Genomic DNA, 21,664 nt, shown 5'->3' on the forward strand with positions numbered 1-21,664 from the left:
TCCAAGATCCGAACAATGGGTGCCTGGAACACGCTCTTAGAACACCCACGGGGACGCACATGCCTGAATCGAACCGCCGCCACTTCCTGGGCTCGCTGGCAGCGAGCCTGTCCTTCGGGAGCCATGGCCTGGCTTTCGCACAGGACTATCCGGCCAAGCCGCTGCGCATGCTGGTTGGCTTCGCGCCGGGCGGGCCGACCGATATCCTGGCCCGCATCGTGGCGGCGGCGCTTGCCAAGACGCTAGGCCAAAGCGTGGTGGTCGACAACCGCCCTGGGGCGGCCGGCGCGCTCGCGGCGCAGGTGCTGGCGAAATCCGATGCCAACGGCTACACCGTCATGTTCGCAGGAGATGGGCAACTGACGCTGCTGCCCCAGCTTTCAGCCAATGCGGGCTACGTCACACAGAGAGATATCGCACCGGTCCGGACCGTGGCGGGCCAGTCGAATGTGCTGCTGGTCAACAAAGCCTCCGGTCTGACGGATCTGCCCACCTTGATCCGCCAGGCCAGGAGCCGGCCGGGCAAGATCAGTTTTGGCTCCGCGGGCAACGGCACGCCCACCCATCTGGTGGGCGCTCTGCTCGAAAACGCGGCGGGCATCGAGCTGTTGCATGTCCCATACAAGGGTGCCGGCCCAGCCATGACGGATTTCCTGGGCGGGCGGCTGGATCTGATGTTTGTGGGCATGCCGGTGGCCACCCAGTACGTGCAGAACGACAAGCTCGCCTTGCTGGCGGTCACCGGCGCGCAACGCGCGGTCCGGCTGCCATCGGTTCCGACTTTCACCGAACTGGGCATCAAGGGCCTGGGCGAAGAAACGGACGTCTGGTGGGCAGTGACGGTTCCCGCCGGAACCCCGGCACCCGTGCGCGCCCGGCTGGATGCAGCCCTGAAGACGGCCATGGACGATCCGCAGCTCAGGCAGGCGTTCACCACCCAGGGCGTCGACCGGCTGGACCGGGATGCCGCTGCCACCCTGCAGCGCATCGATGCCGATCACGCGCGTTGGGCGCAATTGATCAAGGCCGGAAAAATCAGCAATGAGTGAATCTTCCATGCGCCAACCCAACTTCCTGATCTTCCTGACCGATCAGCACCGCGCGGATCACTTGGGGTGCTATGGCAACGAGACTGTGCGCACGCCGAACATCGACGCAATCGCCGGACGGGGGTGGCGTTTCGAGCGTTGCTACGTGAGCAATCCAGTCTGCATGCCCAACCGCGGGGCCATGATGACAGGGCGTATGCCTTCGGTGACGGGCGCCAGAGGAAACGGCGTGCCGTTGCCGCTGGAGAGCGTGACCTTTGCGGATGTGCTCTCGGAATTCGGTTACCGCACGGCGCTTATCGGCAAGAGCCACCTGCAGAACATGGAGGATCGTCCGCCAGCGTTGCCCCCGTCGCCGCCGGTCTCGACCCGGCCCAGCCTGCGCTATCCCGAGGCGCGGCGGGCGGATCTGCGTGATCCAGCGTACAGGCAGGAACTACGCTCCAGCTGGGAGCGCCCCGAACACCAGTTGAGCCTTCCCTACTACGGGTTTCAGGATGTGGTGCTTTGCAACCACCACGCTGACGAATGCTTTGGCGACTACCTGCGCTGGCTGCAGGTGAAGCACCCTGAGGTGGCTGACCGCATCGGGCGGGAACATGGGCGGCGAGACCCAGGTTATGTGGCCCCCCAGGCATGGCACACCCAATTGGATGAGTTCCAATACCCGACCCATTACATCGCCGAACAGGCCATGGGCTGGCTCGGCCGCCATGCGAGCGAACGCCCGGGCCAGCCGTTTGCCTTGATGTGCTCCTTCCCGGACCCGCACCACCCCTGGACACCTCCCGGGCGCTACTGGGACATGTACGACCCCGATGACATGGCGTTACCCGCCTCTGCCATGCAAGCGGGACAGGCTGAGCGTCACGTGCAATGGCTGCAGCGCGAGCGTGCCGAAGGCCGGGCGCAACTGGAGACACCGCGCATGTTCGCAGCCCAGGCGCGCGAGATCCAGGAAATCATGGCCTTGACCTACGGCATGATCACCAACATCGACGATCGCATCGGCATGGTCATGGACAAACTCCGTGCGTTGGATCTGGAGCGCGACACGGTGGTCATCTTCACTTCCGACCACGGTGATCTCATGGGCGATCACGGCATCATGCTCAAGGGGCCGCTCCACTACCAGGGTCTGGTGCGTGTGCCCTTCATCTGGGCCGATCCCGAGGGTGGCATCGGCGCCAGGGACGATTTGGGCAGCAGCATGGACCTCGGGCCCACGATCCTGCGCCGGGCCAACATCGGGGCACCTCATGGCGTCCAGGGCTGCGCGTTGTTTGATGAACAAGGCAAATCGTTACCGTCCGGTCGGCATGCTGTGTTGATAGAGGAAAGCCAGCAGCGCGCCTACGTAGGTTTTGACACGCCAGTCCAGGTGCGCACCCTGGTAACTGCGCGCTACCGCCTGAGCCTCTACCACGAGGGTAGCTGGGGTGAGCTCTACGATCTTCAGGCAGATCCCGAGGAGTGCCGCAACCTGTGGGACGATGAAAGTAGCCGCGCGGTGCGGCAGGCACTGGTCGAGGAACTGGCGCGCACGCTGATACGCCATGCCGACATGTGCCCCAGGCCTACCAGCCTGGCGTGAGGAAGATCACGCTGGCGAGCCCTGAGCCTGCCTCGCCGTGCTCAATGCAAAGCCTTGATAGCCGTTGCGCGCCACTTCATCGCAATGCGCGCGAAACGCGCCCACGCCACCCATGTAGGGAATGAACCCGCGCGGTTTACCAGGGATGTTCGCGCCGGTGTACCAGGACGATGCTTTAGCCAACAGAGAGCGGCCCGCCACTTCGTTCACGTGATCTCCCCAGGTCTGCTGAGCATCGGCGAGCGCCTCAATGTGATCCAGACCGCGTTCTTGCATGTGCGCCAGGCAGTTCGTGATCCACTCGACGTGCTGCTCGATCGAGACCACCACGTTGCTCAGCACCGAAGGGCTGCCTGGGCCGGTCACCATGAACAGGTTCGGCAAACCGGCCACCATGAGACCCAGGTAGGCATGCGGGCCGTCCGCCCACAGTGACCTGAGAGTAGGGCCGTTCTCGACACCGATGTCAATGGCCAGCAGCGTGCCGGTCATGGCGTCGAAACCGGTGGCGAAGATCAAGGCATCTACCTCATAGGTGGCCTCTCCGGTCTCGACGCTGTGCGGTCCCATCGCGCGGATCGGCGAGCGCCGGATGTCGACCAGCGTGACATTGTCGCGATTGAAGGCCTGAAAGTAGCCGGTATCGGCGCACAAGCGCTTGGTGCCGATGGGGTAAGTCGGTGTGAGCGCATCGGCCACCTTGGGGTCTTTGACCACCTCGCGCATCTTCCGTTTCACATACTCGGAGGCGATGCGGTTGGATTCTTCGTTGAACAGCACGTCGTTGAAGGCGCGCGTCAAGCCGATGCCGCCCCAGTTCCAGCGGCGCTCGAATGCGGCCTCGCGCTCCTCGGGCCGCACTTCCAGCACGGATTGGGTGGGCACATTGAAGCCCGCCACGCCCGATGGGCTTTCCCGTGCCTGCTTGCGCACTGCGGCGTACCGGCCCTTCACGTCGCGCTCGATGCCAGCGTCCTGCGGGCCATTGCGCAGTGGGATGCAGTAGTTGGCGGTGCGCTGGAACACATACAGGTGCCGCGCCTGTTCGGCGACCCGAGGTACCAGTTGGATACCTGTGGAGCCCGTCCCTACCACGCCCACACGCAGCCCGGTGAAATCGACGGGCTCCTTCGGCCAGGCGCTGGTGTGGAACCACCGGCCCTTGAAGCTCTCGATACCCGGAATGTCGGGCACGCTGGCCTTGGAGAGATTGCCCGTGGCCATCACGCAGTAGCGCGCGCGGTATTGTTCGCCGGCTTCGGTATTCACGGTCCATTCGTTGCGGGCCGGTGAGAACCGTGCGCGGGCCACGCGGGTGTTGAACAGCACGTCGCGCCGCAGATCGAAGCGGTCGGCCACATGCTGCAGATACCGGAGGATTTCAGGTTGGCCCGCGTAGCGTTCCGACCATTTCCATTCCTGCTGAAGCTCTTCGGAGAACGAGAACGAGTATTCGAGGCTTTCCACATCGCAGCGCGCGCCGGGGTAGCGGTTCCAGTACCAGGTGCCTCCCACGTCATCGCCCGCTTCGAACACCTTGACGCGCATGCCCTGCGCGCGCAGGCGGTGCAGCAGGTACAGTCCCGCGAAACCCGCGCCGACCACGAGCACGTCGTAGTGTTGATCATTATTTTCCACAGACATCATCCATTCCTTCCTGTCATTGGAGTGTGTTTACGATCTCGTCGCGAACATTTCCCCCGTCATACCGGCGAAAGCCGGTATCCAGCAACGGCCCTTCATTTACCGCTGCAGGTGGATACCGGCTTTCGCCGGTATGACGAGGAAAGGAAGCTCTATAAGCCCCTCGAGAGGAGATCGTGAGCACGCTCTTAAGCCTGCTTCGCGCAGGCTGATGCCATCGCCGCGGTGGCGTTCTGAACGGCGTCGCGCGCGGTGTCAACCAGGTTGAACATCCGCACGAAACCGTGAGGCACGCCGGGTATCCGATGCAGCTCCACCTTGGCGCCAGTAGCGCGCAGGCGTTCGGCATACTCTTCGCCTTCGTCGCGCAGTACGTCGTACTCGGCAGTGGCGATCCAAGTGGGGGGCGTGTCCGAAAGATCACCGCGGAGCACGGCGATGCGCGGATCACTCCAGAGCTCCTGGGGGGCATAGTGGCCGAAGAACCAGCGCATGTCGCTGGCGAGCAATGGCATGCCATTGCTATAGTTTTGGTAGCTCGGGCGGTCCATGTCGCAATCCGTCACCGGATAGAAATAGACCTGCAGGGCCACCTCAACGCGCCCGCGCGTGGCGTTGACCGCCGCAATGCCCAGGTTGCCGCCCGCACTGTCGCCAGATACGATCAGCGGCGCGCTCCGCCCGAGCAGCTGTTGCAGGCCTTTCTGCTGAACCCACAGAAGGGCATCTTCGCTGTCCTCCAAGCCCGCCGGAAACGGATATTCGGGCGCGAGCCGGTAATCCACTACCAGCACCGCACAGCCGCTTTCGGCGGCAAGAAAGCGAGCCAGGGCGTCGTAGTCTTCCAGCGCGCCGCAAACCCAGCCGCCGCCATGCAGATAGACCACCAAGCCATGTGTGGGGACGGCAGGCCGGTAGCAGCGCGCCGGCACGGAGCCTGCACGGGTGGGAATCTCAAGCGCTTCCATGCCGACCTCCGCCGGACCAGGGCCCAGCGCCTCGCGCGAGGCGATCAGCAATGCGCGCGCATCATCCGGTGTGCCGGCGCCTAGCGCGGGGCGTCCGGCCGCGCGTCCAGCCGCCAGCATCTTGTCCACGAATGGGTGTAAGGCCATTGAATCCTCCAGAGGTATTCAGGGGACGAGAACCACCCGGCCCACCACGCGCCCGGCACGCAAATCCTGCAGCGCCTGGTCTGCGTCGGCCAGCGGGCGGCGATCCACCCGCACGGCCAAGCCTCCATTCTTCCGTACCAGCGCAATCAGCTCACGCAACTCGCCCGGGCTGCCGATGTAGCTGCCCTGGATGGTGGCTGCGCGCATGGGCAAAAGCGGTACGGGCAGTGCCATGGCGCCGCCGAACAGCCCCACCACCACCATCTTGCCTGCACGGTCGAGCAACTCGAAGCCGATGCCCGCCGATTCAGCGCTGCCCACCAGATCCAGCACGAAGCTCACCGGATGGCCCAGCGCGGCGCGCACCTGCTGCACCGCGTCCGCCGCGCCAGGGTCGATGGCGGCCACGGCACCAGCTTCGAGTGCCGCCTGGCGCTTCTCGGCATTGGGCTCCAGCACCACCGCGCCTTTCGCGCCCAGCAGGCGCATGAGGTTCAGCGCCATCAGCCCCAACCCGCCCGCGCCGATCACGACGATGCGGTCTTGCTGCAGCACGGGGCCGGCCTTCTTGAGCGCACTGTAGGTGGTCAGGCCCGAACACACGAGCGGCGCCGCCGCCACCGGATCGAGATCGCCGATGTCGATCAGATAGCGTGCGTCAGGCACCAGGATGTGGTCCGCGTAGCCGCCGTCGCGGTTCACGCCCAGAAAGCGTGGGGCCGCGCAGAGATGTTCGTCGCCAGCCGCACAGAAGCGGCATTCGCCACAGCCGATCCAGCTGCATACCGCGTAGCGGGAGCCCACGGAAACGCCTTTCGCCTGCGGGCCCAGGGCCACGACTTCGCCGGAGGTCTCATGCCCCATCACCAGCGGAAAGCGAATGCGCTCGGCCATGGACATCAGGCGGCCGCCGCCCAGGTCATAGTGGCCTTCCCAGATGTGGGCATCGCTGTGGCATACGCCGGCGCCCAGCACCTTGAGCAGGACTTCCGTGCCCATTGGTACGGGCGTCGGCTTGTCCACAAGTTCCAGGAGGGACTGAAAACCCTTCAGGTGTACGCATTTCACTTTGATCTCCTTTTCATAGTGATGAAGGCACGGAAGGTGCCGGCGATGCCGCGGGGCAGCACCAGAACGGCAAGCACGAACACAACGCCTTGAGCGACAGGCATCCACTGCGCCAGCCCCTGCAGAAGGCCTTGAAGCGTCAGCATGAAGGCGGCGCCGAGCAAGGGCCCTGTGACCGTGCCGATGCCGCCGACGAGCGCCATGAGAATCACCTCGCCGGATGTGCTCCAGGAAACGTCCACCAGCGTGGCCAGGCGGAACACGAGCACCTTGAGCGATCCGGCCAGACCTGCCAGCGCGGCGGAGAGCACGAAGGCCAGGAGCTTGTAGCGACCCACCTGGTAGCCCAGTGACACCGCGCGTGCTTCGTTGTCCCGGATCGCCCGCAGCACCTGGCCGAAAGGCGAGTTCATGACGCGGTAGACGAACAGGAAGCAGGCGAAGAAGCAGGCGAGCACCACGTAATAGAGCACGCGGTCATCCGCGATCTGGATCACCGAGAACAGCGCGCGCCTGGGCACGGAATTGATGCCGTCATCACCGCCTGTGGCGGGGAAGGACACGCAGAAATAGAAGAACATCTGCGCCAGCGCCAGCGTGATCATGGCAAAGTAGATGCCGTGCCGGCGAATGGCCACCAGCCCCACGATCAAGCCCATGACAGTGGCGAACGCCACGCCCAGCAGAATGGCCAACTCGGTGGGAAGCTGCCATTCCTTGAGCGCGTAAGCCGCTACGTAGGCCGAGCCGCCAAAGAACATGGCATGGCCGAACGACAACAGCCCGGCCTGCCCCACCAGCAGGTTGAACGCCATCGCGAACAGGGCGAAACACAGCAGCTTGGTCATGAAGATGGGGTAGACCATCAGCGGCGCCACCGCCAGCACCAGCAACAGAACGGCAAAGAACCCCCATTCGCGTGGCCGCGCCTGGCTGCGCACAGCGTTGTCCGTGCCGGAGATCAGGGCCGACGCGGAGACCGATGTGGGTGTCGATATGGATGAACTCATGCCGGTCTCCCGAACAAGCCTGCGGGGCGCGTCAGGATTACCGCCGTCATGACCAGGAAGATGACCATGCTCGAAGCCGGCGGGTAGTACACCTTGGTCAGCGCTTCCAGCAGTCCCAGCGCGAAGCCGATCACGACCGAGCCTGGGATCGATCCCATGCCGCCGATCACCACCACGGCGAATACCGTGATGATCAGGCCCGAACCCATCGCGGGCTTGACCTGGTCCATGGGAGCCGCGAGTACGCCCGCCAGCGCGGCCAGCGCCACGCCGAAGCCATAGGTCAAGGTGATCATGCGCGGCACGTTGATGCCGAAGGTGCGCACCAGTTGCGGCGACTCGGTGGCCGCGCGCAGGTAGGCGCCCAGGCGCGTGCGCTCGATCAGCAGCCAGGTGGCCAGGCAGACCAGCAGCGAGGCCACGATGATCCAGGCCCTGTAGTACGGCAGGAACATGAATCCCAGGTCGATGCCGCCCGGCATGGGGTTGTCGTAGGGCAGGCCCGAGGAGCCATAGAGCACCGACAGAAGCCCCTCGATGATCAGCGCCAGGCCGAAGGTGAGCAGCAACTGGTACAGCTCATCCATCCGGTAGACACGGCGCAGCAGGGTGCGCTCCATCAACACGCCCAGCAGGGCTGTGGCCAGAGGCACCAGGAGCAGCGCACCCCAGTAGGGAAGATGAAAATACTGCATCGCCGCCCAGGCCCCGAATGCGCCCAGCGTGAACTGCGCGCCATGCGTGAAGTTGATCAGGCGCAGCATGCCAAAGATCACGGTCAGGCCCAGGCTGAGCATGGCATAGAACGCGCCGTTGATCAGCCCGAGCGTGAGTTGCCCCGCCAGAGCCGGTAGTGGAATTCCAAAGAGGTCGGTCATAGGCTCACACACCCAGGTAGGTTTGCAGCTGGTCCGGATCGGCCAACAGCGAATCATTGGTGAAGGCGCCGACCACTTGACCGTGCTCGACGACGTAATGGTGGTCTGCCACCGACATCGCGAAATCCAGGTTCTGCTCCACCAGCAGGATCGTGTAGCCGCGTTGCTTGAGGTTGCCCAGCACCTCGCCGATGTGTTCGACGATGACAGGCGCCAGGCCCTCGGTGGGCTCATCCAGCAGCAGCAGGCGTGCACCGGTGCGCAGGATGCGCGCAATGGCCAGCATCTGTTGCTCACCGCCCGACAACTTGGTGCCCGGGCTGCGCGAGCGCTCGGCCAAACGGGGGAACAGCGCCAGCACGTCTTGCGCCGACAGCCCGCCCGGATTGAGCACGGGCGGCAACATAAGGTTTTCCTCCACGCTCAGTGAAGCAAAGATGCCGCGGTCTTCCGGGCAATACGCCATGCCGAACGGGGCGATTTTTTCCGGCTGCAGGCCAATGGTTTCGTGGCCGTTCACGCGCACGCTGCCGGTGCGTTGGGAGAGCAGCCCTATCAAAGCGCGCATGGTGGTGGTCTTGCCTGCGCCGTTGCGCCCCAGCAGTGTGACCACCTGGCCGCTCGGCACGTCGAAATTCATCCCGTGCAGCACGTACGATGGGCCGTAGTGGCCATGCAGATCGCGTACGCGCAAGGCCAGTTCAGCGGCCGGAGCCTGTGCATCCATCTGTGCATTCATCTCAGGCTGCTGCATGTTTCTTCTTCCCGATATAGGCCGTGCGCACTCGCTCGTCTGTCGAGACCTGCGCGTAAGTGCCTTCCGCCAGCACTTGCCCTTCGGCCAGCACCGTGATGCGGTCGGCCAGATCGGCCACTACGCCCAGGTTGTGCTCCACCATCAGCACCGTGCGCCCCTTGGAGACGCGGCGGATCAGGGCGGCAGTGGCTTGCACATCTTCCAGCCCCATGCCGGCGGTGGGCTCGTCCAGCAGCAGCATCTGGGGCTCCAGCGCCAAGGTGGTGGCAATTTCCAGGGCGCGCTTGCGCCCGTAGGGCAATTCACCTGCCACACGCTCGGCCAATGCCGTCAGCCCCACGTCGTTCAGCAGGGCCATGGCCTGTTCATCCAGGGAACCCAACACCCGGTCGGATTGCCAGAAGCGCATCGACATGCCCCGCTTGCGCTGAAGCGCCACGCGCACGTTGTCCTTTACGGTCAAGGTGGGAAAGATCGCGGAAATCTGGAAGCTGCGCACCATCCCGAGCAAGGCCACCCGCGCGGGCGGCAAGCCGGTGATGTCGCGCCCGTCATAGAGAATGCTGCCGCTGGTGGGCTCCAGCGCTTTGGTGAGCAGGTTGAAGCAGGTGGTCTTGCCGGCCCCATTGGGGCCGATCAAGGCGTGGATATGTCCACGCTTGACCTGCAGATCAACACTGCGAACCGCCTGGAAACTGGCGAACTGCTTGCACAGTCCGCGCGTCTCGATCAGATGCTCGCTCATGAAAGTGGCGCTTCGCCTACTTCACCAGCGGACAGACCGACTTGTCCGCAGGCTGGAACGCTTCTGTGGCCGGCACGGTGGAGACGGGCGCGTACAGATCCCACTCGTTCTTGGATTCAGAAGGCTTCTTGATCCGGAAGATATAGAAGTCGCGCATCATGCGGCCGTCTTCCCGGATCGAGCCGTTCTTGGTCATGAAGTCGTTGACGGGCGTGCTCTTCATCTTCGCGAGCACGGCTGCTGTGTCGTCTGTGCCCGCGGCAGCGACTGCTTTCAGGTAGTGCGAGACCGAGCTGTACATACCCGCCTGAACCATGTTGGGCATTTTTCCGAAGCGCTGCTTGTAGCGGTTGGCGAACTTCCGGGTTTCGTCGTTCTGGTCCCAATAGAACGCTTCGGTCACGTACAAGTCCTGCGCGGGCTTCAGGCCCAGGGCCTTGACATCGTTGAGCACCAGGCTCAAGGGCGCAAGCTTCTGTCCGCGCGCCCGCAGTCCGAACTCATCCGCTTGCTTGATCATCGCGGCGGCATGGGCCGTGGTGGTGGCCAGCGCGATCACGTCAGCCTTCGAGGCCTGTGCCTGCAGCAGTTGCGACGAGAACTCGGTGGCGCTGAACGGGTGCGTGGTGGAGCCGATGACCTTGCCGCCGCCCTTCTCGATGATGGCGGTCGCGTCGCGCTGCACGTTCTTGCCGTAGGTGTAGTCGACGGTAATGAAATACCAGGTCTTGCCGCCCGCAGCCAGCGCGCCCTTGATGGCGCCATAGGCCTGTGCATAGGAGTTGTAGGTCCAGTGGATGCCGTTGGGCGAGCAGTTCTTGCCAGTGAGGTCGGAGCTGGCCGAGCTGCCATAGATGACGATGCGGTCTTTCTCGCGTGCCAGATCCTGCATGCCCAGCGCCACGGTGGTGATGCCGATGTCGAAAATGGCGCGCACGCCGCTGTCATACCACTGGCGGGCCATGGTCAACCCGGTGTCGGGCTTGTTGAGGTGATCGCCTTGCAGCAACTCGATGGGGCGTCCCAGCACCTTGCCCCCGAAATCCTCGATCGCCATCTTGGCGGCCGCCACGGACCCCGGGCCCGACAAATCCACCACGATGCCCGACATATCGCTGAGCAGGCCGATCTTGAGCGGGGCTGGCTGTTGCGCCCATGTAGCCCACGGCGCCATGCCCAGGCTCAGGGTGGCCGCCGCGCCCAGCAAGGTGCGGCGCGCGGCGCTGCGGACGCCGGCCGGATTGAACGAACTTTTCTTCATGCTTGTCTCCTTTGCTTGTCAAATGGCTTGAGTTATCAGAGCGTGTTCTCAGGCGTGGTGCACGTACTTCTGGTGCATGTAAGCCTCCAATCCTTCGGGGCCTCCCTCGTGGCCGTACCCGCTGTCCTTGAGACCGCCAAACGGAGCTTCCACATGAGAGACCGCGAAGGAATTGATGCCGATACCGCCCGCATGAAGGCCTTCACTCACGGCCACCGCCGTTTCAGCGGAGCGGGTAAAGGCATAAGCGGCGAGGCCATAAGGTGTTTGATTGGCGCGTGCCAGGCCTTCTTCCAGCGTGTCGAAGGCGCTCGCCAAGGCCAATGGTCCAAAGGGCTCCACATTCATGGCTCGTGCGCTGGCGGGCACCTCGGCGACCAGCGTGGGCCGGTAGAAGTTGCCGCGTTCTGCCGAGCGTTTACCGCCAGCGACCACGCGGGCTCCGGCGCCTGCCGCGTCGGCCACCAGCTCTTCCATGGCCGCGAGGCGCCGGCGGTTGGCCAGAGATCCCATTTGGCTGGATGCATGGGTGCCATCCCCCACGACCAGGGCATCGAAGGCTTTCCCGAGGGCAGAGATGAATCTGTCGTGAATGCCGCGCTGCACGAGAAATCTCGTGGGCGAGGTGCATACCTGTCCTGAGTTGCGCGTTTTGCCCAGCACGCAGGTAGCTACCGTGCGGTCGAGATCGGCGTCGTCAAAAATCAGCACGGGCGCGTGTCCGCCCAACTCCAGCGTGCAGGGCTTGGGCGCTTCCGCAGCCAGCCGCGCCAGTACGCGGCCCACGGCGGTGGAACCCGTGAATGTGATCTTGCGGATGATGGGCGAGGCGATGAGATGCTCGGAAATCTCCTGCGGCACCCCTAGCACCATGTTCAGCACCCCGGCAGGCAGGCCTGCATCCGTGAGCGCCTCGGCCAAGGCCAACGCCGAAGAGGGGGTTTCCTCGGCGGGCTTCATCACCATCGTGCAGCCTGCGGCCAGCGCGGGTGCGATCTTGCGTGCGGGCAGCAGAGCCGGGAAATTCCAGGGGGTGAATGCGGCCACCGGCCCCAGGGGCTGCGGCAGCACCATCTGCCGGCCGCCGCGTACGCGCGAGGGCATCACGCGGCCATTGGCGCGCAACCCTTCGGCGGCATACCATTCGAAGGTCTCCGCGCTGAGCTCGACTTCCATGCGCGACTCGCCCAAGGTCTTGCCTTGCTCGAGCGTCATGCGCAGCGCGATGGCGGGCGCTCGCTCGCGCAGCAGCTGAGCGGCCCGGCGCAGCACAGCGCCGCGCTCATGGGCGGAGGTGATGCTCCATCCGGTGAAGGCGCTCCCGGCAGCGGCCAGGGCGTCATCCAGATCCTGGCGGCTGGCCCGTGGCACCTCGGCCAGCACCTCGTCCGTGGCGGGGTTGGTCACGGTGCCTGCCGTACCGGCACCGCCGTCACGCCATTGGCCATTGATGTACTGGCGTGGCGCAGGATAGATGGAAGGGTCTTTGGCGTTCATGATGGTCTCCTTTGGCGCGCTGGGCGGGTCGTTCTTTGATGGCCAGGCTGCCCCGAAACAAAAAGCACCCCTCACCGGGGGCGGCGGACCGCTCGAAGCGGCATCTCTCTCAGGCCGCGGGCGAGGGGTCGTGTTCCCATTGCCGCGTGACCACGCCCTGGCGCAGCAGCGCATCGATCTGCTCCTCACCGCAACCAGCTTCGCGCAGGATTTCCACGCTGTGCTCTCCCACCATGGGCGGCGGCAGCCGCTGGGCCGAGCGCTCGCCATCGAAACGCAGGGGCTGGGCAATCCCCTTCAGCGATCCAAAATGCGGATGCTCATAGCGCAGCAACATGCCAGATGCCTCGGTGTGCGGATGCGTCGACATCTCTCCCAGCGTATGCACGGGCGAGCAGGGAATGCCGGCTTCGTCCAGCAGTGCCAGCCAATGCCCGCGTTTGTGTTGTCTGAGGGCATGGCCTACCAGCGCCTCGGTGTCCTCGCGGTTCTGAACCCGGGCGTGGTTTGTGGCGTAGCGCGGGTCATTGATCACGTCCTCCAGCCCGGCCAGCGTGCAGAACTTGCGCCACAGGGCGTCATTGGCAATGCCCACGATCACTGGCTTATCGGCCGCCTCGAACACCCCGTAGGGACAAAGCGAGCCGTGGCCCACGCCCACTTTGCGCGGCTCGTTCCCGGTGAACCAATGGTTCTGCAGAAAATAGCCGAGGAACGCGGCCGAGGTATCGAACAAGGAGGCTTCCACACTGCAACCCTCGCCCGTGCGGTCGCGCCGCAGCAAGGCGGCCAGGATGCCGATCAGGGCATGCATGCCCGTCCCTTGGTCGACTGGAGAAAACGGACTGCGTGTCGGCGGACTGCCTTCCTCACCGGTGATCGCCAGCATGCCGCTGAAGGCTTGCAGGATCAGGTCGTAGCCTTTTCCATGGCGCATCGGCCCTACGCTGCCAAAGCCCGAGATGCTGCAATGGATGAGCCGCGGATTGAGGTTCCGAAGCGTCTGGGCATCCACGCCAAGCCGCGCTGCCACGCCGGGTGCGAAGCTCTCGATCACTACGTCCACCGAACCGGCGAGGCCATGCACGACGGCCCGCCCCGCTTCACTCTTGAGATCGAGTGCCAGGCTGCGTTTGTTGCGGTTGGCGCTGAGGAAAGGTCCCGAGGCGCGTTGCCCATCCGCAGAAGCGCGGAAGTCAGGCCACGAGCGTGTGTCATCGCCTTCGCCAGGTGCTTCGATCTTGATCACGTCGGCCCCCATGTCACCCAGATACTGCCCGCACAGCGGTCCGGCCAGTACCCGGGACAGATCGAGGACGCGGATGCCGGAAAGCAACGCGGTGGATGAAGGGGCCGGCGAATGGATAGACATTGACGGGCATTGTGGAAATTGCCCTGCCATATGTAAAATTAAATTAATATCTATATCAAGTAATTTTTCTAATTGAATGGGGTGCCCTCATGCACATCTCCGATCACGTGCTGCGCTGCTTTCTTGCGGTGGCGGATACGGGCCAGTTCACGCTGGCGGCGGAGCAATGCCACCTCACGCAATCGGCGCTCAGCCAACTGATTTCCCGGCTGGAGGAAAGACTGGGTGTTCTGCTTTTTCACCGAGAGCCGCGCTCCGCCACCTTGACCAACGAAGGGCGGCGGCTGGCCGAAACGGCGCGGCGTGTGCTGGCTGAGCTCAACCAGGTCGCGGCCGAATTCCGCGACATCACCACCTTGCACACTGGCTCGGTCTCGCTGGCTGCGGTGCCCTCGCTTTCGGTGATGTGGCTGCCCAAACTGCTGAGCCTCTTCAGCTCACAGCACCCGGGCGTCAGGTTGCGGCTTTACGACCAGTCTTCGGTCCGTTGCCTGGAGCTGGTGCGGCAGGGCGCGGTGGATTTCGCGCTCAATTCGCAGCCGGGCACGCAGCACGAAATGGATGCCGAGCTTCTCTTCGAGGAGTCGCTCTACGTGGTCTGCGCGCCCGATCACCCGTTGAGCCGGGTGAAGGAAGTCACGCCGGCGGACTTGCGCGGCGTGCGCTTTCTGCATCTGCAGGGAACGGACGACATGATCGTGAACACCCCGACGGGACTGCGTGGTGCCCGGCTTGTATTCTCCGAAGCCGGCGTGATCGACACGGGCTTCGAAGTCAGCAACCTCGCCACGCTGGCAGGCCTGATTTCGTCTGGGTTAGGTGTGGGCCTGGCGCCCGAGACCTCGCTGGCGCAGTTCAGCGTGTTGCCTGCGCATGCGGCGCGCATCAGCTCCAAGATGATGACGCGTCCGATTTATTTCGTGTACCCGAAAGGCCGCGCGCTCACCCATGCGGCCACCGCCATGCATGCGCTGTTGCTGAAGAACCTGCCCAAGCTGGCGGCTATTGCATGAGGTTGCCTGCGGCTCGTTCTACCGTCACTCCGGTGTTGGCCAATTGAACTTCGCCGGTTGGCGCTGAATGAATCGCTCCACCGCATCGCGGTGATACTCGGATGAGAAAGCGATGCCCTGTGCCGCGGACTCGAGTTCGACCATGGTCGCGAGATCGCTGGAGAATGACCGGTTGAGCGCGGCCTTGGTCATGGCGCTGGCGCTGGATGAGGCTGTGGCCACGCCCTGGGCGATGGCGATAGCACGTTGCAGGGCCTCACCATCGCTCACCACTTCCATGGCGATACCCAGTTCCCGAGCCTCATCGGCATGCACTTCGCGTGCGCTCAGCATGATCTCCTTGGCGCGCTGAAGGCCCACGATGCGCGGCAAGGTGTACATCGACGCGTTGTCCGGAACCAGGCCGATGCGCGAGAACGACATGCAAAAGCGCGCGGATTTCGCCGCGATGACCAGATCGGCCAGCAAGGCCAGCCCAAACCCTCCACCGTATGCGGAGCCTTCCACGGCGGCCACCACGATCTTGTCGCCGCTGTAGAGCCTTTCGGCATTCTGCAAGGTCCTGCGCATGCGGGCCCGGCCGGCTTCGGCCGTCATGGGTTTGCTGCCTTGCATGTTGGAAATATCCCCACCCGCGCAGAAATGCCCTCCGCGGCCGGTGATCACGATGGCCTTCACTTGCTCGTCTTCCATCGCTTGCTGTACTGCGGACGCGAAGTGCTCGCGTGCGGCCATGTCCAAGGCGTTGCGCTTTTCCGGGCGGTTCAGCGCGATCACGCGAACGGGGCCATGTGTCTCGAGTGCAATGGTTTCAGGGGCATTCATGGTGTGGGATCTCCTCGTGTATGAGCTGAATGGCTATTTCTCGCCAGGCAGCAGCGTAACGCCAAAGCCAGGCGTTTTCCTATTGCCTGGCACGCATATTGCGTGAGTGACTCCATGCACGCTTGCGCCAATAGATTTCTTGATCCGCGGTCACCTGCCTCCGATGACATGACGCTGCTGTTGGAGTCCACCAGCGAGGGCGTCTACGGCATCGACAACACGGGCGCCTGCACTTTCATCAACCGGGCTGGCGCGCGCCTGCTGGGTTGGCCGGTGGAGGATCTGGTGGGGCGCAACATGCACGCCGTCACGCACCATTCCCATGCGGATGGCCACGGCTATCCGGAATGCGATTGCCCCATCTTTCAGGCTTTCCGGCTGGGGCAGCCTTGCCGGGTGGATGCCGAGGTATTCTGGCGGCGCGACGGGAGCAGCTTTCCGGTCGAGTATTCAAGCTCTCCGATCATCGACCAGGGTCAGGTACATGGCGCGGTGATCACCTTTGTGGACATCACGGAGCGGCGCGCCCTGGCCGATACGCTGCAGCGCGCCAACGAAGGTCTTGCGCAGACCAACGAATTCCTGGAAACGCAGGTGCGTCAACGAACGGCGGCGCTCTCGGCCGCGCTGGCGCAGGTGCGCGAACTGGCCGCGCACGCGGAATTCGTACGGGAACAGGAGCGCACCCGTATCGCGCGCGAGGTGCACGACGAACTCGGCAGCCTGCTGGTGGCGCTGAAGATGGATGTGAACTGGTTCGAGAAGCGCCTGCGCGAGCAGGACGGCCGGACGCCTGAGGATGCCCACCTTGTGCGAGACCACTTGCGCGCCAAATGCCGCCACATGAGCCGCCTGATCGAGGACGCGGTGTCCAGCGTGGGGCGCATCATCACCGATCTGCGTCCCAGCGTGCTGGATCATCAAGGGTTGTGGGCAGCCTTGGAGTGGCATGCCCACGAGTTTCTGCCCGCGGCCGAACTCTCGCTCGACTGGCACATGGATGTTCCCGGCGGGCTGGTGCTGCCTGAGGCACAGGCCATTGCCGTGTTCCGCATCTTTCAGGAAATACTGAGCAATGTGGTGCGCCATGCGCAGGCAACGCAGGTGCGCATCAGCATCAAGGCCCATGCCGACGCGCTGTCTGTCCGGGTAAGCGACGATGGCCGGGGTGCCGAGCCGCAGGTCTTCGAGGCGCACGATGCTTACGGTGTGATGGGCATGCGCGAACGTGCGGGCCATTTTTTCGGCGCGATCGAGATCCACAGCGTTCCCGGCGAAGGCTCCACTTTCTCGTTGTACTGGCCGCTCAAGCACCATGGCTGAATCTGTCATACCTGTCGTGCTGTGTGACGACCACCGCATCGTCCGTGAAGGTCTCAAGCAGATGCTAGCCGATGATTTCCGCATCCGGGTGATCGCGGAGGCGTCTACCGGCGAGGAACTGATGGTGCTTGTCACCAATTTGGTGCATGACGGTGTCAAGCCTGTGCTCATGCTGGATATCGCGCTGCCCGGCCAGGACGGGCTGACGATGCTCAAGTCGATCCGCGAGCGCTGGCCGCTGCTTCCGGTGCTCATGCTCAGCACCTACCCTGAGAAGCAGTACGCCGTGCGCTGCATCCAGCTTGGCGCTTCCGGCTATGTGCACAAGAGCGCCGATCCTGATGTGATGATGGCCGCGGTGCTGCAAGCCGCCAATGGCGAACGGTACCTGAGTGCCGCCACAGCGCAAGCCCTGGCGGCGGCTGCGGCCCGGAGGCACAGGTTCACAGCTGCGGCCGAAGGCATCCCGGCGTTGTCTCACCGCGAACATCAGGTCTTTCAACGTTTGATCGAAGGCCAGGCCGTGACCCAGATTGGTGCGGCGCTGGGTTTGGCCGCCAATACCGTCAGTACCTACCGCGCACGCATTCTCGAAAAAACCGGTGCCCGCAACGATGTGGAGCTGGCGTTGCTGGCTGAAAGGCACGGCCACAGAGGCTGAGATGGGCACTGCGGGGCGCCGGTTGTAGGGCTGCCACTACACGCTGTCGACAGTCCGGGCACGACATGGTGCTCCGGACGGCATGGGCTCCTGAGTTGGCCCGCACCTTGCATTGGAGGGCCTATCCATATCAGGAGTGCACCATGTCCAATATTTTCTCGCCCTACGACGCCGATCGCCCTTTGCGGCTGCGCTGCAGTTGCGGCCGTGACCACTCTGAAGCCGAGCATGCTGCGGAGGCCTCTTCCAGCTCGGCTATCGCCGAGCTGCGCCAACGCACCAGTACGCCTGACTTCGAAAGCTACAGCCGCCAGTTCATCGAGGCCACGCTGGTCAAGGCGTTGTTCCCGCAGGACGCGGTGCGCCGCCGTTTCCTGCGCGCCGTGGGCAAGGGCACGGCCATGGCCGCCATTGCCAGTGTGCTGCCCATGGCCAGCCTGCAGGCCATGGCCCAGGAAAAAAGCACGCTCGAGAAGAAAGACCTCAAGATCGGCTTCATTCCCATCACTTGCGCCACGCCGCTGATCATGGCGCACCCGCTGGGCTTCTATGAGAAGCAGGGACTGAAGGTCGATCTGATGAAGACCGCCGGTTGGGCGCTGGTGCGTGACAAGATGCTGAGCCGCGAGTACGACGCCAGCCACTTCCTCAGCCCGATGCCGCTGGCCATCAGCATGGGCCTGGGATCGAACGCCGCGCCCATGAACGTGGCCACCATCCAGAACGTCAATGGCCAGGCGATCACGTTGGCGATGAAGCACAAGAACAACCGCGATCCCAAGCAATGGAAGGGTTTCAAGTTCGCTGTGCCGTTCGACTACAGCATGCACAACATGCTGTTGCGCTACTACCTGGCCGAGGCCGGCCTGAATCCCGACAGCGACGTGCAGATCCGCGTCGTGCCGCCCGCGGAGATGGTGGCCAACCTCAAGGCCGGCAACATCGATGGCTTCCTCGGCCCTGATCCTTTCAATCAGCGGGCGGTGTTCGAGGAGGCCGGTTTCATCCACATGCTGACCAAGGATCTGTGGGACGGCCATCCGTGCTGCGCCTTCGGTACCAGCACGGAGTTCATCCAGAAGTACCCCAATACCTTTGCCGCACTCTACCGAGCCGTGCTGACTTCAGCCGCCATGGCCTCCGAGGCCCGCAACCGCGAACTGATCGCCAAGGCCATTGCGCCAGCGCAATACCTCAATCAGCCTGAGGTGGTGCTGCAGCAGGTGTTGACCGGCCGCTTCGCCGACGGCCTGGGCAAGATCCAGAATGTGCCGAACCGCGCCGGTTTCGATCCGATGCCATGGCAGAGCATGGCCGTGTGGATGCTGACGCAGATGCAGCGCTGGGGGTACATCAAGGGCGACGTTAACTACCGGCAGATCGCCGAGAAGGTGTTCCTGATCACCGACGCGCGCAAGTACATGAAGGAACTGGGCCAGAAGGTGCCGGAAGACAGCGCCTATCCCAAGTTCCGCATCATGGGCAAGGAGTTCGATCCGGCCAAGGCAGCCGAGTACGCGAAGAGCTTCGCCATCCAAAAAACGGCATGAGGAGGCGGCGATGAAAACACTCAACTTTCGCGCGGCGCTGTTGTCATTGCTGCTGTTGCTGGCGGTGCTGGGGATCTGGCACCTGGCCACCAAGCCGGCGGGCGTTGGCGGCACCACGGCCGGCATGACAGCCGAGCAGATCGAGTACGCCCGCATGATGGGCAAGAACGTCGGTGATGCCTCTTCCAGCGCCACATCAGGCGGCTTCCCCACCCTGACGCTGATGGGGCAGACCGCCTTGGGCCATCTGTCGAACCCGTTCTACGACAACGGCCCCAATGACAAAGGCGTTGGGATTCAGATCGCGCACTCGCTGGCGCGCGTGGGGCTGGGTTTCGGGCTGGCTTGCTTGGCCGCCATTCCGCTCGGCTTTCTGATCGGCATGTCGCCGCTGCTGAGCCGCGCGTTGGATCCTTTCATCCAGGTGCTGAAGCCCATCAGCCCGCTGGCCTGGATGCCGCTGGCCCTTTACACGATCAAGGACTCCTCGATCAGCGGCATCTTCGTGATCTTCATCTGCTCGATCTGGCCCATGCTGCTGAACACCGCGTTCGGCGTGGCTTCCGTGCGCCGCGATTGGCTCAACGTGGCGCGCACGCTGGAAGTCAATCCGTTGCGCAAGGCCTTCCTGGTCATCCTGCCCGCCGCGGCCCCCACCATTTTGACAGGCATGCGCATCAGCATGGGGATTGCCTGGCTGGTGATCGTGGCCGCGGAGATGCTCGTGGGCGGCACGGGCATCGGGTACTTCGTCTGGAACGAGTGGAACAACCTGTCGCTGCCCAACGTGATCTTCGCGATCCTGACCATCGGGATAGTGGGCATGGGCCTGGACTGGATCTTTGGCCGTTTGCAGAAGGCGGTGACCTATGTGGAGTGAAGACCGTTCCCTGATCCGCCACGTGGCGCGCGCCGCCGGCACTTTCCCTCACACACGAAAGGCGTCCGTGAAAGGCTTCCTCTCCGTCGAAAATCTCTCGAAGGCTTACGTGCCGGCCAAGCCGGTATTTGCCGACGTCTCCTTCACCATCGAGAAAGGTGAGTTCGTCTGCGTGATCGGCCACTCCGGCTGCGGCAAGACGACGATCCTGAACGTAATGGCCGGCCTCGATACGGCCACCTCTGGCGACGTCATCATGGACGGCAAGGAGATCACAGGCCCCAGCCTCGATCGCGGTGTGGTGTTCCAGGGGCACGCGCTGATGCCCTGGCTCACGGTGCGCCAGAACGTGGCGTTCGCCGTCAAGTCGCGCTGGCCGCAATGGAGCCGTGCCAAGGTAGACGAGCAGGTCGAGAAGTTCGTGAAGCTGGTCGGCTTGCCGCATGCCGTCGACAAGAAACCGAGCGAGCTTTCCGGCGGCATGAAGCAGCGGGTGGGCATTGCCCGCGCCTTCTCGATCGAGCCGAAGATGCTGCTGCTGGATGAACCCTTCGGCGCGCTGGACGCGCTGACCCGCGGCACCATTCAGGACGAGCTGATGAGCATCGTGCGGGAAACCCGCCAGACCGTGTTCATGATCACACACGACGTGGACGAAGCCATTCTGTTGGCCGACCGCATCCTGCTGATGAGTAATGGCTCCGAGACCCCAGGCGGCTACGTGCCGGGTGGCATCGCCGAGATGGTGACCAACCCGCTGCCTCGCGACCGCAAGCGGGCTGATCTGCACCATCTTCCCGGTTACTACGACCTGCGCAACCACATCGTCGATTTTCTGGTGAAGCGCGCCAAGGCAGGTCATTGAAGTACCTGAAGCTCTTTTCCCTTTTCTTCGCTCGTTCTTTTTTCTATTTTTCTAAACAGGAGTCTTCATGAACCGCAACGACGTCACCGAAAAAATCATCACCACCAAGGTATCCAAGGGCATCAAATGGGAGGATGTGGCCAAGAAGCTCGGCCTTTCCAAGGAGTGGACCACCGCCGGCTGCCTGGGCCAGATGACTTTCGATGCTGCCCAGGCCAAGATCGTCGGCAAGATTTTCGGCCTCACGCTGGAGGAGCAGAAGTGGCTGCAAGTGGTGCCCTACAAAGGCTCGCTGCCCAGCGCCGTGCCGACCGATCCGCTGATCTACCGCTGGTATGAGGTGGTGAGTGTGTACGGCACCACCATCAAGGAGCTCATCCACGAAGAGTTCGGCGACGGCATCATGAGCGCGATCGATTTCAGCATGGACATCAGGCGCGAGAAGGACCCCAAGGGTGACCGCGTGAACGTAGTGCTCTCGGGTAAGTTCTTACCGTATAAACAGTATTGATCCCCCCTGAGTCGCTTCGCGCCTTCCCCCAGGGGGACGCACCTGG

The 21,664-nt window shown here is 63.6% G+C and carries 20 protein-coding genes; 9 read left to right on the forward strand and 11 right to left on the reverse strand.

Annotated features, from left to right (window positions below):
- The first annotated feature begins 59 nt into the window (after positions 1 to 59).
- The gene (locus WJU18_RS01220; protein WP_423458361.1) at positions 60 to 1,049 is read left to right on the forward strand and encodes a Bug family tripartite tricarboxylate transporter substrate binding protein; all 990 of its coding nucleotides are present in this window, start codon (positions 60 to 62) and stop codon (positions 1,047 to 1,049) included.
- Positions 1,042 to 2,643: a sulfatase family protein gene (locus WJU18_RS01225; RefSeq protein WP_423458362.1), complete on the forward strand. Its 1,602-nt coding sequence runs from the start codon at positions 1,042 to 1,044 to the stop codon at positions 2,641 to 2,643. Before WJU18_RS01220 ends, WJU18_RS01225 begins: the two co-directional genes overlap by 8 nt.
- A gap of 6 nt (positions 2,644 to 2,649) precedes the next feature.
- Here WJU18_RS01225 and WJU18_RS01230 read toward each other — a convergent pair whose 3' ends face one another.
- The 10 genes from WJU18_RS01230 to WJU18_RS01275 all read right to left on the reverse strand — a co-directional run bounded on the left by WJU18_RS01230 (position 2,650) and on the right by WJU18_RS01275 (position 13,990).
- The gene (locus WJU18_RS01230; protein ID WP_423458363.1) at positions 2,650 to 4,290 is read right to left on the reverse strand and encodes a flavin-containing monooxygenase; all 1,641 of its coding nucleotides are present in this window, start codon (positions 4,288 to 4,290) and stop codon (positions 2,650 to 2,652) included.
- 185 nt (positions 4,291 to 4,475) lie between these two features.
- Positions 4,476 to 5,402 carry an alpha/beta hydrolase gene (locus WJU18_RS01235; protein WP_423458364.1) on the reverse strand — a complete coding sequence of 309 codons (927 nt, stop codon included), beginning with the start codon at positions 5,400 to 5,402 and terminating at the stop codon, positions 4,476 to 4,478.
- An 18-nt stretch (positions 5,403 to 5,420) separates the two neighbouring features.
- The gene (locus WJU18_RS01240; protein WP_423458365.1) at positions 5,421 to 6,470 is read right to left on the reverse strand and encodes an alcohol dehydrogenase; all 1,050 of its coding nucleotides are present in this window, start codon (positions 6,468 to 6,470) and stop codon (positions 5,421 to 5,423) included.
- A complete protein-coding gene (locus WJU18_RS01245) occupies positions 6,467 to 7,480 on the reverse strand; it encodes a branched-chain amino acid ABC transporter permease (RefSeq protein WP_423458366.1) in 1,014 nt (337 codons plus the stop codon). Before WJU18_RS01245 ends, WJU18_RS01240 begins: the two co-directional genes overlap by 4 nt.
- Positions 7,477 to 8,358, reverse strand: a complete 882-nt coding sequence (locus WJU18_RS01250; protein WP_423458367.1) for a branched-chain amino acid ABC transporter permease — start codon at positions 8,356 to 8,358, stop codon at positions 7,477 to 7,479. The genes WJU18_RS01245 and WJU18_RS01250 overlap by 4 nt, the downstream gene beginning before the upstream one ends.
- 4 nt (positions 8,359 to 8,362) lie before the next feature.
- Positions 8,363 to 9,112 (reverse strand): ABC transporter ATP-binding protein, encoded by a 750-nt coding sequence (locus WJU18_RS01255; protein ID WP_423458368.1) that lies wholly within the window; start codon positions 9,110 to 9,112, stop codon positions 8,363 to 8,365.
- The gene (locus WJU18_RS01260; RefSeq protein WP_423458369.1) at positions 9,099 to 9,860 is read right to left on the reverse strand and encodes an ABC transporter ATP-binding protein; all 762 of its coding nucleotides are present in this window, start codon (positions 9,858 to 9,860) and stop codon (positions 9,099 to 9,101) included. Before WJU18_RS01260 ends, WJU18_RS01255 begins: the two co-directional genes overlap by 14 nt.
- Positions 9,861 to 9,876: 16 nt before the next feature.
- Positions 9,877 to 11,121 carry an ABC transporter substrate-binding protein gene (locus WJU18_RS01265; protein WP_423458370.1) on the reverse strand — a complete coding sequence of 415 codons (1,245 nt, stop codon included), beginning with the start codon at positions 11,119 to 11,121 and terminating at the stop codon, positions 9,877 to 9,879.
- 48 nt (positions 11,122 to 11,169) lie between these two features.
- Complete coding sequence (locus WJU18_RS01270; protein WP_423458371.1) at positions 11,170 to 12,618, reverse strand: NAD-dependent succinate-semialdehyde dehydrogenase; 1,449 nt, start codon at positions 12,616 to 12,618, stop codon at positions 11,170 to 11,172.
- Positions 12,619 to 12,727: 109 nt separating this feature from the next.
- On the reverse strand, positions 12,728 to 13,990 hold the full coding sequence (locus tag WJU18_RS01275; RefSeq protein WP_423458372.1) for a CaiB/BaiF CoA transferase family protein: 1,263 nt from the start codon (positions 13,988 to 13,990) through the stop codon (positions 12,728 to 12,730).
- 89 nt (positions 13,991 to 14,079) lie between these two features.
- Here WJU18_RS01275 and WJU18_RS01280 point away from each other — a divergent pair, with 89 nt between their 5' ends.
- Positions 14,080 to 15,003, forward strand: coding sequence for a LysR family transcriptional regulator (locus WJU18_RS01280; RefSeq protein WP_423458373.1), 924 nt, complete (start codon positions 14,080 to 14,082; stop codon positions 15,001 to 15,003).
- A gap of 24 nt (positions 15,004 to 15,027) precedes the next feature.
- Here WJU18_RS01280 and WJU18_RS01285 read toward each other — a convergent pair whose 3' ends face one another.
- Positions 15,028 to 15,828 (reverse strand): enoyl-CoA hydratase/isomerase family protein, encoded by an 801-nt coding sequence (locus WJU18_RS01285; RefSeq protein ID WP_423458374.1) that lies wholly within the window; start codon positions 15,826 to 15,828, stop codon positions 15,028 to 15,030.
- 114 nt (positions 15,829 to 15,942) lie between these two features.
- On the opposite strand from WJU18_RS01285, the gene WJU18_RS01290 reads away from it, so the two are divergent.
- The 6 genes from WJU18_RS01290 (at position 15,943) to cynS (ending at position 21,618) form a co-directional block, all read left to right on the forward strand.
- Entirely contained in the window at positions 15,943 to 17,151 is a 1,209-nt protein-coding gene (locus WJU18_RS01290) for a PAS domain S-box protein (protein WP_423460909.1), read from the forward strand.
- The gene (locus WJU18_RS01295) at positions 17,144 to 17,812 is read left to right on the forward strand and encodes a response regulator transcription factor (RefSeq protein WP_423458375.1); all 669 of its coding nucleotides are present in this window, start codon (positions 17,144 to 17,146) and stop codon (positions 17,810 to 17,812) included. The genes WJU18_RS01290 and WJU18_RS01295 overlap by 8 nt, the downstream gene beginning before the upstream one ends.
- A gap of 143 nt (positions 17,813 to 17,955) precedes the next feature.
- Positions 17,956 to 19,362: a CmpA/NrtA family ABC transporter substrate-binding protein gene (locus tag WJU18_RS01300; RefSeq protein WP_423458376.1), complete on the forward strand. Its 1,407-nt coding sequence runs from the start codon at positions 17,956 to 17,958 to the stop codon at positions 19,360 to 19,362.
- A 10-nt stretch (positions 19,363 to 19,372) separates the two neighbouring features.
- Complete coding sequence (gene ntrB / locus WJU18_RS01305) at positions 19,373 to 20,242, forward strand: nitrate ABC transporter permease (protein WP_423458377.1); 870 nt, start codon at positions 19,373 to 19,375, stop codon at positions 20,240 to 20,242.
- Positions 20,232 to 21,107 carry an ABC transporter ATP-binding protein gene (locus tag WJU18_RS01310; protein WP_423458378.1) on the forward strand — a complete coding sequence of 292 codons (876 nt, stop codon included), beginning with the start codon at positions 20,232 to 20,234 and terminating at the stop codon, positions 21,105 to 21,107. Before ntrB ends, WJU18_RS01310 begins: the two co-directional genes overlap by 11 nt.
- A 67-nt stretch (positions 21,108 to 21,174) precedes the next feature.
- Positions 21,175 to 21,618 carry a cyanase gene (gene cynS, locus WJU18_RS01315; protein WP_423458379.1) on the forward strand — a complete coding sequence of 148 codons (444 nt, stop codon included), beginning with the start codon at positions 21,175 to 21,177 and terminating at the stop codon, positions 21,616 to 21,618.
- The last annotated feature ends 46 nt before the right edge of the window (positions 21,619 to 21,664 follow it).

Origin of the sequence: Ottowia sp. VDI28 (assembly GCF_049532675.1) — a bacterium.
Lineage (GTDB): Bacteria > Pseudomonadota > Gammaproteobacteria > Burkholderiales > Burkholderiaceae_C > Ottowia.